The organism is Methanobrevibacter sp. (assembly GCF_030539665.1).
Lineage (GTDB): Archaea > Methanobacteriota > Methanobacteria > Methanobacteriales > Methanobacteriaceae > Methanocatella.
Map to the genome: position 1 here is coordinate 63974 of NZ_JAUNXR010000005.1, position 12679 is coordinate 76652.

Annotated in this window: 16 protein-coding genes and 1 tRNA gene; 13 read left to right on the forward strand and 4 right to left on the reverse strand. The window is 32.7% G+C overall.

Annotated features, from left to right (window positions below; translation table 11 throughout):
- The first annotated feature begins 2 nt into the window (after nt 1-2).
- The 5 genes from Q4P18_RS07425 (at nt 3) to galU (ending at nt 2625) form a co-directional block, all read left to right on the forward strand.
- Nucleotides 3-419, forward strand: a complete 417-nt coding sequence (locus tag Q4P18_RS07425; RefSeq protein WP_303337419.1) for a DUF371 domain-containing protein — start codon at nt 3-5, stop codon at nt 417-419.
- Nucleotides 420-1217, forward strand: coding sequence for an MBL fold metallo-hydrolase (locus Q4P18_RS07430; protein ID WP_303337421.1), 798 nt, complete (start codon nt 420-422; stop codon nt 1215-1217).
- A 94-nt stretch (nt 1218-1311) separates the two neighbouring features.
- Nucleotides 1312-1395 (forward strand) — tRNA-Leu (locus Q4P18_RS07435).
- Nucleotides 1396-1426: 31 nt separating this feature from the next.
- Nucleotides 1427-1735, forward strand: a complete 309-nt coding sequence (locus tag Q4P18_RS07440) for a DUF167 family protein (RefSeq protein WP_303337423.1) — start codon at nt 1427-1429, stop codon at nt 1733-1735.
- Nucleotides 1736-1782: 47 nt separating this feature from the next.
- Nucleotides 1783-2625 (forward strand): UTP--glucose-1-phosphate uridylyltransferase GalU, encoded by an 843-nt coding sequence (galU, locus tag Q4P18_RS07445; protein WP_303337425.1) that lies wholly within the window; start codon nt 1783-1785, stop codon nt 2623-2625.
- A 155-nt stretch (nt 2626-2780) separates the two neighbouring features.
- Here galU and Q4P18_RS07450 read toward each other — a convergent pair whose 3' ends face one another.
- The 3 genes from Q4P18_RS07450 to Q4P18_RS07460 are packed head-to-tail and all read right to left on the reverse strand — an operon-like array spanning nt 2781 to nt 5370.
- A complete protein-coding gene (locus Q4P18_RS07450) occupies nt 2781-3908 on the reverse strand; it encodes a TIGR04083 family peptide-modifying radical SAM enzyme (RefSeq protein ID WP_303337427.1) in 1128 nt (375 codons plus the stop codon).
- Between the two features lie 2 nt (nt 3909-3910).
- Complete coding sequence (locus tag Q4P18_RS07455) at nt 3911-4120, reverse strand: TIGR04165 family Cys-rich peptide (protein WP_303337430.1); 210 nt, start codon at nt 4118-4120, stop codon at nt 3911-3913.
- Between the two features lie 35 nt (nt 4121-4155).
- Nucleotides 4156-5370, reverse strand: a complete 1215-nt coding sequence (locus tag Q4P18_RS07460; RefSeq protein WP_303337432.1) for an aldo/keto reductase — start codon at nt 5368-5370, stop codon at nt 4156-4158.
- A 262-nt stretch (nt 5371-5632) separates the two neighbouring features.
- Here Q4P18_RS07460 and Q4P18_RS07465 point away from each other — a divergent pair, with 262 nt between their 5' ends.
- The 4 genes from Q4P18_RS07465 to Q4P18_RS07480 all read left to right on the forward strand — a co-directional run bounded on the left by Q4P18_RS07465 (nt 5633) and on the right by Q4P18_RS07480 (nt 9164).
- On the forward strand, nt 5633-6622 hold the full coding sequence (locus Q4P18_RS07465; RefSeq protein ID WP_303337434.1) for an ATP phosphoribosyltransferase: 990 nt from the start codon (nt 5633-5635) through the stop codon (nt 6620-6622).
- A 169-nt stretch (nt 6623-6791) separates the two neighbouring features.
- Nucleotides 6792-7700 (forward strand): CBS domain-containing protein, encoded by a 909-nt coding sequence (locus Q4P18_RS07470; protein ID WP_303337436.1) that lies wholly within the window; start codon nt 6792-6794, stop codon nt 7698-7700.
- Between the two features lie 12 nt (nt 7701-7712).
- A complete protein-coding gene (locus Q4P18_RS07475; protein WP_303337438.1) occupies nt 7713-8636 on the forward strand; it encodes a deoxyhypusine synthase in 924 nt (307 codons plus the stop codon).
- Nucleotides 8637-9164 (forward strand): hypothetical protein, encoded by a 528-nt coding sequence (locus tag Q4P18_RS07480; protein WP_303337440.1) that lies wholly within the window; start codon nt 8637-8639, stop codon nt 9162-9164.
- A gap of 38 nt (nt 9165-9202) precedes the next feature.
- On the opposite strand, the gene pyrF is transcribed toward Q4P18_RS07480, so the two are convergent.
- Nucleotides 9203-9850, reverse strand: a complete 648-nt coding sequence (gene pyrF / locus Q4P18_RS07485) for an orotidine-5'-phosphate decarboxylase (protein WP_303337442.1) — start codon at nt 9848-9850, stop codon at nt 9203-9205.
- 202 nt (nt 9851-10052) lie between these two features.
- Here pyrF and Q4P18_RS07490 point away from each other — a divergent pair, with 202 nt between their 5' ends.
- From Q4P18_RS07490 to Q4P18_RS07505, 4 genes are all read left to right on the forward strand, one after another.
- Entirely contained in the window at nt 10053-10736 is a 684-nt protein-coding gene (locus tag Q4P18_RS07490) for an energy-coupling factor ABC transporter permease (protein WP_303337444.1), read from the forward strand.
- A complete protein-coding gene (locus Q4P18_RS07495) occupies nt 10733-11020 on the forward strand; it encodes an energy-coupling factor ABC transporter substrate-binding protein (protein WP_303337445.1) in 288 nt (95 codons plus the stop codon). Before Q4P18_RS07490 ends, Q4P18_RS07495 begins: the two co-directional genes overlap by 4 nt.
- Before the next feature lie 83 nt (nt 11021-11103).
- On the forward strand, nt 11104-11793 hold the full coding sequence (gene cbiQ / locus Q4P18_RS07500; protein WP_303337447.1) for a cobalt ECF transporter T component CbiQ: 690 nt from the start codon (nt 11104-11106) through the stop codon (nt 11791-11793).
- Nucleotides 11794-11806: 13 nt separating this feature from the next.
- On the forward strand, nt 11807-12640 hold the full coding sequence (locus Q4P18_RS07505; protein ID WP_303337449.1) for an ATP-binding cassette domain-containing protein: 834 nt from the start codon (nt 11807-11809) through the stop codon (nt 12638-12640).
- The last annotated feature ends 39 nt before the right edge of the window (nt 12641-12679 follow it).

Genomic DNA, 12679 nt, shown 5'->3' on the forward strand with positions numbered 1-12679 from the left:
ATATGATTTTTGAAATAACTACAAAAGGACATAAAAATGTAACTTCAAATCATAAATCCACATTTGAAATTACAACAGATCCTGAAATCGGACCAACTGCAGATTGTATTATTGGTGTAGCTATGGATAAAACTATGAATAACTTTTCTGAGGAGTTCAAATCTAAGATAGCTAATCCCAGCACAGAAATTCATGTTATTTTAGATACTGAAAATGGCCATGATGAGATAGTTGGTTATGGTCATGAGGATTTGGATTTGACCCATCAGAGTGACATTGTTTGTCGAAAAAGCGATTATGTCTGCAATAGAACATTGATGATTAATGCAGATAAGGCTGCAAAAGATTTGGATAAGAATCTTATTGATGATTTAAAACAGGAAAAAGAAATGAAAGTTATTATTAAATTAGTGATATAAATGAGATTGGTTAGTATTGCAAGTGGAAGCAGTGGAAACTGTACTTTAATAGATACAGAGGAAACACATATCTTAGTGGATGCTGGAATCACTAGAAAAAGAATTTCTGAAGGATTAAATGAGGTTGGCGTTTCCATCGATGAAATTGATGGGATTGTTATAACCCACGAACACATTGATCATATCAGGGCCCTTGGGGTTATTTCAAGAAATGACGACATTCAGATATATGCAACTGCCGGAACAATGGAAGGTATAAAAAATAGGAAGGATTTGGGAAAAATCAATGCAGATTATTTTAATGTCATAGAAACAGGCATATCATTTGAAATAGGTGACATTACAGTTTCTCCATTCGAAACATATCATGACACCAATGAGCCATGCGGTTATACCTTCACTCAAAATGACAAGAAAGCTGCTGTAATGACTGATACGGGGATTTATGATGGTGCAATTGCAGAAATGCTTAAGGATTGCAACGCTTTGCTTTTGGAATCAAATCATGATATTGAAATGTTGAGGAATGGGGATTATCCTGAATTTTTAAAGCGCAGAATATTGGGAAATGAGGGACACATGTCCAATCATTTATGTGCACATCTAATTGAAAAGATTCTCCATGATGGTGTTGCGGGTGTTGTTTTGGGACATTTAAGCAAAGACAACAATACTCCTGAAAAGGCATTGGAAACTGTCAAGCAGAGAATCAATGAATATCACGAGGAATGCGATGCCGATGATTTTGACATCTTCGTTGCTGAAAGACATTCCGTGTCCAGGGTAATCGAATTTTAGCCACATGTTAAAATTTGGAAAAATGTAGGATTTGGGTTAAGTTTATATAGTATATTAAACATACTTTTAAATACTGATTTTATTACCCTTTAATGCGGGGGTGGTCGAGCGGTCAAAGGCGATAGGTTGAGGGCCTATTGGGTTAGTCCCTTCGCGGGTTCAAGTCCCGTCCCCCGCACTCTAACAAATATTAACTATTTTTGATTATTATGTCTCATGATTTAGAAAAAGCAATAACAGACAAAGAAGGGAATGTTTTGGTAGATATTGAAGTTTCTCCAAACTCTAAAAAATTTGAAATTTCCGATTACAACGACTGGAGAAATAGGATTGAAATCAGAATAAAACAGGTTCCTCAAAAGGGCAAGGCTAATAAGGAAATTTGTAAAGAGCTGTCTAATATTTTTGATTGTGATGTTGCTATTTTTAAAGGAGAAAAATCCTCTCAGAAAACCGTAATATTTAAAAATTCTTCAAAGGAAGCTATTTTAAATAAATTTCTAGAAGTGATGGATTAATTAATTATTTATGTATTTAATTTTAAAGTATAGATTAGGTGTATAATATGAAGGCAGTAATTCCGGCAGCAGGTTTTGGAACAAGATTTTTACCTGCAACTAAAGCACAACCAAAAGAAATGTTACCTGTTTTTGACAAACCAACTATTCAATATGTGATTGAGGAGGCAGTGGCTTCTGGAATCGATGACATTTTAATTGTAACAGGTAAAAACAAACGTTCAATTGAAGATCACTTTGACAAATCCTTTGAACTAGAATATACTCTTCAGACAGCAGGAAAAGATGACTATCTAAAACAAGTAAGGGAAATTACAGATTTGGCAGATATATGTTATGTTCGTCAAAAAGAACAAAAGGGACTTGGAGATGCAATATATTGTGCTAGAAAACATATTGGGAATGAACCTTTTGCTGTAATGCTTGGAGATACAATAACAAAAGGTAAGGAACCATGTACAAAACAATTGATTGACGTTTACAATAAATATGATGCTTCAGCTATTGCAGTTGAAGAGGTTCCTATTGAAAAAGTAGAAAGATATGGAATTATCAAAGGAGAGGAAATTGAAAAGGATATCTATAGGATAGATCAGTTGGTAGAAAAACCTTTAAAAGACCACGCGCCTTCAAATTTAGCTATTATGGGTCGTTATGTTTTAACTCCTGATATTTTTGACAAATTGGAAGAAACAGAACCCGGTGTTGGTGGTGAAATACAGCTAACAGATGCCTTATCAAAATTAGACGCTATTTATGGTGCTGTTTTCGACGGTAAAACATATGATATTGGAAATCGTTTGGAATGGTTAAAAACATCTATTGAATTTGCTTTGGATGATTCTAATTCCAGAGATGATTTAATAGAATATCTAAAAACAATTATCTGATTTGGGTAGAAATTAGCCCTACTTACTTTTTTTTTATTTTTGTAATTTAATATTCCACATTTTCTTGATAAATTTGAAAAAAAGTTTGATATATTAAATATCATTAAAAATAGAAAATTTTACTATTTTAGAAAAATAATTGAAGGTTATTTCAATTATTTCATCATTAAATCCATTATGCTATAAGGATCGTCTTCTGTTTTTGGTTTTGGCTGTGCAAGGCCAGGAATTGCATTTCTTGCAAATTCTTTATTTGCCTTTTTTGAAACATCATCAAAAATCATTTTATATGCAGTGCACTGAGGGTCCACTGCTTTGGATGTTCCTGTAGCTACAATTGCATTATATGGACATCCTCCAAGACAATATTTCATATGTCTGCATTTTTTACAGTTTTCTTCAACATATTCTTTAAATTCCTGAAGTTTTTTCCACGCTGCAGATGTTTTCAAGTCCTCAAAAGAAGGATTGTCCCCCACATTTCCAAGAACATAGTCATCCATCCCAACAAAACGATAACAAGGATAGATGGATCCATCAGCACCGACAGCAAGAGTTACTCCAATACAATCGGCAAATGTGCATAAGGTACCTCTTCTTCTAAGTGTACTTTTAGCTATATGGTCCAGATCCATTATGGAAAATTTATCTAAATCGTATAGGTATTTGTCCAGCCAATCAACCAACAATTTTCCATGTTCCTCTTGATCAAGGGTCCATGGATCAGCATTATCTCCACGTAATGATGGAAGAGCTGCATGTATTTTTAAATTCATTTCATTTTCTTTAAAAAAGTCATAAAGCTCATCACTATAATCCTTAGAATAATCGGTTACGGTTAAAACAAAGTTAATGTTCAATCCATTATCTTTAGCTAGATGATAACTGTCCATTGTTCTTTTAAAGTATCCTTCTCCTCTCTGATAATCATTTATGTCTTCAGGACCATCAATACTTGTACTTATTGTAATATTGTATTTTTTAAATAGGTCAATCAATTCTTGATCTAAAAGCCAAATATTACTTTGCAATGAATATCCTTCAACATTTGGAAGTGTATTTAACTTTTCAAGAGCATATTTGTAGAAATCATAACCTGCAAGTAAGGGTTCTCCTCCATGGAATGTAAAATGAACTTTATCATCTCTAAAATCTTTTAGCCAATCTACAATCTGGTCTATAATTTTAATATCCATTACAGGACTCTCTTTTTCTGAACCCCAACAATATTTGCAGTTTGATGGACAATTAAGTGTTGGAATTATCATTACATGAAATGTCATTTTTATCCGTAGTATTTGTTTAGTTCTTTAATTATTTTTTTCTTTTCATCTTCTTCCATATTTTCGTTAACAAGGAAGATATATCCGCATTCATCACATTTTACAGTGTCTAATTCTGCATGTGCTTTATAATTGTCTAACATACGTCTATGTGCGGTTTTATCTTTAGATCCACATTTTGGACATGGTGCGAGTAATTCTTCAAGTTTCATTTTTATAACCTCCAAATTATATTTATTTTTATTATTTAAAAGAATTTTTGATATATTGGCATTCCGATATGTTTGATGAACCATAGTTTAAATCCAAAGAAATGACCTTCAAATTCTTTCTGTACCTTTGAGAGTTCTTTTGGTATGTCTAGATGTTGAGGGCATTTTCTTAAACATTTTCTACAGCTATTACAAAGCCCTGCATTTGTCTGGTCATTCATAACACCTCCAACAGAGGTGAAATAATTGATAAGGCTTCTGTTTATCAATCCCTTTTGATTAAATAGGAATTTTTCATTATATACTTTCATGCATTCAGGAATGTTAACGTTTTGAGGGCATGGCATGCAATAGCCGCATGTTGCACAGTTTATTTTTATCAAGTTTTTGAATATTCTTTTAACGTATTCAATTGTTTCCATTTCTTCCAATGAAAGTGAATGGGGTTCCAAATCCTTAATACAGCTTATGTTTTCATCGATCTGTTCGATAGTGTTCATTCCAGAAAAAACACAGGTTATTTCAGCATGATTCAAAATCCATTCAAAGGACCATTGAGCATTTGATTTTTTAGGATTGGCCTTTTTCAACACGTCTTCAGCTTCTTGAGGTATTTTTCCACCAAGAATTCCGCCTTTTAAAGGTTCCATCACAAAAATTCCCATTCCTTTGTCTGATGCATGTTTTATTCCTTCAAAGTTGATTTGTGCATTGTCATCAAAGTAATTGTACTGGATCATTGCAACGTCCCAGTCATACAGGTCCACAAGCTCTGGAAACTCGTCGGCTTTTCCATGATATGAAAATCCCACATATTTGATTTTCCCGTCTTTTTTAGCCTTTTCAAGGAACTTGAAAACGTCTTTTTTAATGAGCCTTTTCATGGTTTTCAAGTCAATGTTGTGAAGTAGGTAATAATCGATAGTGTCTCTTTGAAGCCTTTCCAGTTGTTTATCTAAGGTTTTTTCCATTTCTTCATACTTCTTTATTTGAAATGCTGGTAATTTGGTGGATATTTTTACTTTATCTTTATATTCTCCTTGTAATATTTCCCCCAGGAACTTTTCATTATCTCCATTTCCATACATGGCTGCGGTGTCAATAATGTTAATTCCATTGTCGATACCATGATAAATCTGTTTTTTCCCTTCTTCCCGGTCAATTTTACCATTTTTAGAGGGCAATCTCATAGCTCCAAAACCCAACTGTGAGATTTCATCACGGTTCTTTTTGATAGTTCTTGTTCTCATGATTATAGATTTAATTTTGATAAAGTATATATTATTTGAATTTTATCTGATTTTTTGGAGTTCGGAGTAATATGAAATCATCTAATTGTTTGAAACATCAAGATTTAACTTTAAAAAATTCGATAAATATATTAAAAAAGATTCAGATAATAATCATAATGTAAAAAATAATCATCATATTAATGATTATGAACATTTGTATTCCCATGATAATAATTGTGGGAAATTTCACACTCAAAAAAATTTTATTGTAGGTTTTTAAATGAACGGAAAAATAATATTGGGACTTCCAAAAGGTAGTTTGAATAATGTTAACAGAGGTAATACTTACCAATTATTCGTAGATGCAGGATATGAAGTTAGGGGATATGAGCCAGGAAATGAATCCTATGAAATATCTATTTTAAACGATGATGAGATTAAAGCATTTTTGACCCGTCCTCAAAGTACTCCAGTAGAATTAAACAGAGGTATGGTGGACATAGCTATTGTTGGGGAAGATTGGGTAAAAGAAGAGTCAGTCTTAAGGGATAATAAGATTACTAAAATCGGAGATCTTGATTATGGTCAAACCCGTTTGATAGTGGCTGTTCCAAAGGAATCACCATATGAAGATTTAACTGATTTCTTTAGAAAAAATAAGGATAGGGACACTCCTATATTATGTTTCACAGAATATCCAAACTTAACCAGAAAGCATATTATGGAAAATGAAGGATATCAGGAAATTTTTGGAGATGCAGTTCCATTTGTTCAAGTTCGTGGTTTAACTGATGGGGACAATGAGCAAGTGCAAGTCATTAATTCTGATGGGGCTACTGAAGTATATATTGCAAAGGGTGCGGATTTAATTGTGGACAATACTCAAACTGGAAGTAGTTTAAGAAAAGCAGGCCTTAAAGAACTTGAAACCATTCTTCACTCTTCAGCAGGTCTCTATGCTGGTGTAAACTGTACTGGAGAGAAAATGGAAAAAGCAAAAATGATTTTCATCCAATTGTTTGGAGCAATTACCGCTAAACAGTACTTTGATGTAAAATTCAATATTGATACATCAAAAATCGATGAAGTCAGTGATTATTTGGTGGAAAATAAATTATGTGCCGATGAACCAACAATCACTAAGGGACCTAATTTTTCACAAATCAACGTATTGATTCCTAAAGCTAAATTCCCAGAAATGATTGATGCAATCAAAGGATTTGATGCAACTTCAATCATCAGAAACGACTTAAAACAACTTGTTGAATAAGAAAAAGTTTTCATCGCTTTTTCATTCCTTTTTTTATTTTTTTCAATTGGCACGTGTTTGTTATTTTGATTGTATTTTTTTTAGAATTTAATTTATAATGTTAAATCATTATATTTATTATATACCTTCAACATAAATAATGTATAATTTATTTAAAATGGTTTAAAATATGTTAACTTCTGTACAAAAAGAAATTTTACAAAATTTAATTAACTTATATCAATCTTCTGATGGAAAATCTATTAAAGGAGAAGATATTGCTGAGGTTATGAACAGAAATCCTGGAACAATAAGAAACCAGATGCAGGCATTAAGAAGTTTAGGTTTAGTAAAGGGTGTTCCAGGTCCTCATGGTGGATATAAACCAACAGTTGAGGCATATCATTCTTTAAATATTTCTGTTTCTGATAAAGATTCTCAAGTTCCAATTTATAAAAACGGAAAGCAGTTGGATGGAGTAACTGTAGCTAAAATAGAATTTACAAGTGTTCCCCAACCAACAGAGTGCGAAGCAGCTATTAAAGTACTTGGAAGCATTAAGGATTTGAATCTTGGTGATGTTGTAAGAGTAGGTCCAACACCTGTAAATAACTTGGGCGTAATTGGTAAAATCGTTGGAAGGGATGATATGGACAATATCTTGCTTGTTGACACCAATACAATTAGAAGCATTCCAAAGACACTTGTTGGTGAGATTGCAAGTAGGGATGTTATTTCTCTCAGTCCAGATTCTACAATAAAAGAAGTTGCAACCATTTTTTCTGATAATTCAATTGATGGGGCTCCTGTAATTGACAATGGTAAAGTGGTTGGCATGTTTACAGTAACTGATATTGTTACTACATTAGCTAATGGTGATGAAAACCTGACTGTTGGGGAATTGATGACTCCGAAAGTTTTAACTATCTCAAAAGATACAAAAATAGCTAATGCAATTGATTTGATGTTTAAAGAAGAACTTGGAAGATTGATTGTAAGTGATGAAAATGATCAATTGTTTGGTATTGTGACTAGAACAGATCTTATTGACTGTATTACAAACCTTAAACAATTTCCTATAATAACTAATAATGATTAAAATCGTGATTTAATGAAAATTAACCAAATTGATATTAAGCCAGATATGAAAGTTAGTGAATTAATTGATCAATTTGAAGGATCTGGAGTTTTAGGTGCTGGAAGAGTAGGAAGGGCCTGTAATTTGCTAGCTAAAATGATAGAAGATGAAAATACAAATGTTTTTATGAGTTTGGGTGGTCCTTTAGTTCCAGGAGGTTTGCGCCATGTCTTTGCCGATATGATTAAGAATCATCATGTTGATTTAATTGTGGCAAGCGGAGCAAATATTACCCACGATCTTCTTGAAAGTTTTGGAGGTTCTCATTATAAGGATATGGGAGCTGACGATGAGGAGTTAAACGAACAGGGAATTGGAAGAATAGCTGATGTTTTTACAAGTTCTGAAGATTTTGAGGTCTTTGAAAAAAGGATAATTGAGATTTTTGAAGAAATTTCAGCTGTCAAACCACATATTTCCATTCAGGAATTGTTATATGAGGTAGGTTTAAGAATTGATGATGAAAATTCAATTTTGGCCAATGCTGCCCGTGAAAACGTTCCTATTTTTGCTCCAGGCTTAATTGACAGCATGTTTGGGCTTCAGTTATGGATGTTTAACCAGGATCATGATTTCATTGTTGATGCAGTAGCAGATATGCATTATTTGTCCGATATTGTCTTTAACAGTGAGAAGGTTGGCGGAATTCTTTTAGGGGGAGGTTTAACCAAACATTATACTTTAGCATCTAATCTTTTAAAAGGAGGACTTGATTTAGCTATTCAAATTACTATGGATAGGCCGGAATCAGGTAGTTTAAGCGGTGCTCCTCTTGAAGAGGCAAAATCATGGTCAAAGGCAAAATGCGGTTCTGATTTAGCTACTGTAATTGGGGATGTTACTGTGTTATTCCCATTGATTTTGGCTGGAGCTTTAGATAAGATAAGCAGTGATTAAATGTACTATGAAATTTTAGCTGTTTTATTTGCATTATCTGGTTTTTTCATGAAGTTTTCAGATGATGCTTATGATGTTAGCAATAATAAGCAGTATGCTGCAATTATTGGCATATTCTGCGCCATTACTTCTGCAATCGCTACCGTTATCAATGTTGGAGCAGCATATATTTTTATTGGAATATTGATTGGTAATTTGATTGCATTTAAGGTAGATGGAGTTCATCATGTAATTACCTTGGTTTTATTCATAATTTTTGTAATAATTGGTGGAATTCCTTCTTTAAGCATTGCTGTTTTGCTTATTTGTATTTTATCTGCTTTAACTGATGAAATTGGCCATGAATGGGTACCTAAAAAAATAAGTAATAAGTATGTAAATCTATTTTTTGAGTATAGATTTACAATGAAGGTAGTTATATTTTTATTGGCTATTTTTGGAGCATTCAGTATTTGGGTATTTGTATGCTTCCTGTTGTTTGAAATAGCTTATGAATTTGCAGGAATCTGTTATGAAAAAATCCATTAGGATTTTTTTTTAATTTCTTTTTTTATTATTTTCAAACCCTATTTGGATTTTTCAATAAACTCTTCCAGTGCTTCTTTTGGATTTTCTGATTCGTATATTGATCTTCCAATAATCACGCTATTTGCATATTGTAGGGTTTCTTTTATGTCTCCCCCTTGTTTTCCTACTCCTGGTGAAATGATGTATGAGTCCTTTCCTACAATTTCCCTTATTTCTTTAAGTCTGTTTATTCTTGTTGCCGGAGCTACATAGTTTGTTATTCCCATTTCCACTCCCATTTCAGCTATTGCATCCGCTTCTGCTTGCAAGAATTTTTTAGCTCCTGGATGTGACATTTCTGTAAGGAGGAATATTTCTCTGCCAAAGTCTTCTGCAGTTTCCTTACATGCTCCTACGCTGTCGGGACCTACAAAACCGTGACATATTATGGCATCTGCACCTGATTTAAATGTTTCTGAGCATATTTTTTCATTTGTTGCAGGTATGTCCGCTACTTTAAAATCACATATTATTTTATATCCAAAATTTTCTTTTAGGGTTTCTACAATTTCCAAACCTTCTGCTAATGCTAATGGGTATCCTATTTTTATTGTATCTAGTAATGGTGTTAGTTTTTCACATATTTCCATTGCTTCTACGCCATTCATTACATCTAATGCGAGAATTATATTATTTTTAATGTCCATGTTATCTCCTCTTGGATATTTTTTTTATTATTTTCTGTTAATATATTTTTACTGTGTCTGTAAGTTTAATCTATTGTGGTTAAATTTATATAGTATTAAATAAATAATTATTTAATATCAAATTGACTTTAATTAATATTAAATGAATTTTAATATTTTTTAAATTTTTTAAAATACAATTGATAATATGGAGTATATGAAAATGCACGTTATGGAAGGATTTTTGCCACCAATATGGTGTGCAGTATGGTATATAATTTCAATACCTGTAGTTATTTATGGTGTATATCAAATTAGAAAGGTTTCTGAAGATGTTCCTGAATCCAAGGCATTATTGGCTGTTAGTGGGGCATTTATGTTTATTTTATCTTCTTTAAAATTACCATCAGTTACTGGAAGTTGTTCCCATCCAACTGGAAATGGTTTGGGAGCGGCTATCTTTGGTCCTGCAGTCACTGCAGTTTTAGCAACAATCGTGCTTCTTTTCCAAGCAATATTATTGGCACATGGCGGATTAACAACCTTGGGAGCAAATATTTTTTCAATGGGGATTGTAGGTCCTGTTGTAGCATGGATAGTTTATAAAGGATTAATAAAGTCCAATGTTTCATCATTGATTGCAATATTTTTCGCAGCATTCCTAGGTGATTTACTGACCTATGTTGCAACTGCATTCCAATTGTCCCTTGCATTTCCGTTGCCTACCTTTGGTCAGGCTCTAGTTAATTTCCTAACAATTTTTGCAATAACTCAAATTCCGTTAGCTGTTGCTGAAGGTATATTGACAGTGATTATCTGGGACAGGTTAAAGGTTTATAAACCAAAATTATTGGAAAGACTTGATCTATTAAGTAAAAAAGAGGACGCGGAGGTAGATGGCCAATGAACAATAAGACAATAATCGCTCTTATAATTATTCTAATAGTTATTGTGGTGGCTCCTTTTATTATTCATAGTGGTATGGGAGAAGAAGAGGGGTATTTTGGCGGTTCTGATGATTCTGCAAGTGAAGTAATTGAAGAAAGTGGATATGAGCCTTGGTTTTCATCAATTTGGGAACCTCCAAGTGGCGAAATAGAAAGCTTGTTGTTTGCTGTTCAAGCAGCAATAGGTGCTTTGATAATAGGTTATTTCATTGGCTATTGGAGAGGCCAATCTAAAAAGGATTAATAAACTCTCCTTTACTTTTTTATAAAATTTACTTCAATTAAGTTTATTTATTTTAAAGTTTAATATATGATTTGTTGATTTTTATGAAATTTGATATTGATTATATTGCACATAATAACAGGTTGTCTTTAACAAATCCATATTACAAATTGTTTGGATCTATTATTATAATGCTTATAACTTTATTTTTAAATAATCTTTATCTTGATGTAACTGTTTTTGTTTTAATGGCCATTGTTATAATGGGAATAGCTAGGATTTCCCTTAAGGATTATTTAAAGTTCATATCAATTCCTTTTATTTTTACAGCAATTACCAGCATTTACCTGGTGCTTTTCACAGGTACTGGTGAAGCAATTTACAATACTGGATTCTTTGGATTAATAATCACCAAAGATTCTCTAGAATTGGGAATTTACACCTTTGGTCGTGTCTTTGCATGTTTTTCATGTCTGGGCTTTTTATCTCTTACAACACCAATTTCCAACATCTTGCATTGTTTGGGTAAAATAAAAGTTCCCAAAGTCGTAATTGAAATTGCACTGTTGATGTACAGTACAATATTCATATTCTTAGATGAATTAAACACAATGAGAAATGCACAGGAATCAAGATTGGGATATAGGGGAACAAAAGCAACCTACCGTTCTTTAGGTTCATTGTTCAGCAATCTATTTTTAATTTCATTGGATAAAAGTGAAAAATTACAATGTGCACTTGATTCAAGAGGTTATACAGGCGAAATGCCAATATATGAACCAATTGAAAAATGAGGAGTTTTTTCACATGCTTGAAGCGAAAAATTTATTTTATTCATATGGCGATGGAACAAATGCTCTTAATGGAGTAAATATGGATATTAAAAAAGGAGAAATCGTAGCTCTTCTTGGAAAGAATGGTGCAGGTAAATCAACTCTTTTTTTACATTTTAACGGTATCCTAAGGCCGGATAAAGGTGAGATTAAAATTGATGGTGAAAAACTAAAGTATGATAAAAAATCATTGATTAAAGCACGCCAGAAAGTGGGCATTGTATTTCAAAATCCCGATGATCAGATATTTGCCCCATCAGTAGAAGAGGATGTGGCATTCGGACCGCTGAATCTTAAATTACCTATGGAGGAAGTGCAAAAAAGAGTCACTGAGGCTTTAAACCGTGTAGGAATGGGAGGATTTGAAAAAAAGGCTCCCCATCATTTAAGTGGCGGACAAAAGAAAAGAGTGGCCATAGCTGGAATTTTAGCTATGAATCCAGATATAATGATTTTGGATGAACCAATAGCAGGTCTTGATCCTGTTGGAGCCAATAAGATAATAAATCTTCTAAAGGAACTGAACGAAGAGGGAATGACCATTCTGATTTCTACCCATGACGTTAATCTAATTCAGGAGTATGCCGATAAAATATTTGTTATAAATGAAGGGCAAATAATTGGTGATGGAAATCCAAAAGACATTTTTTCAAACAAGGAACTTCTAAAAGAAGCTAATTTAAAACTACCGATAATAGCTCAATTATTTGAAAAATTGGAAGATAACGATATTATCCCTAAGAAAAATAAATTCTATCCTTTAAATATTGATGAAGCATATTTAGAAATTAAAAAATTATTGAAATAATTTTTATATATGTTTAAAAATATACATATATTGATGGTG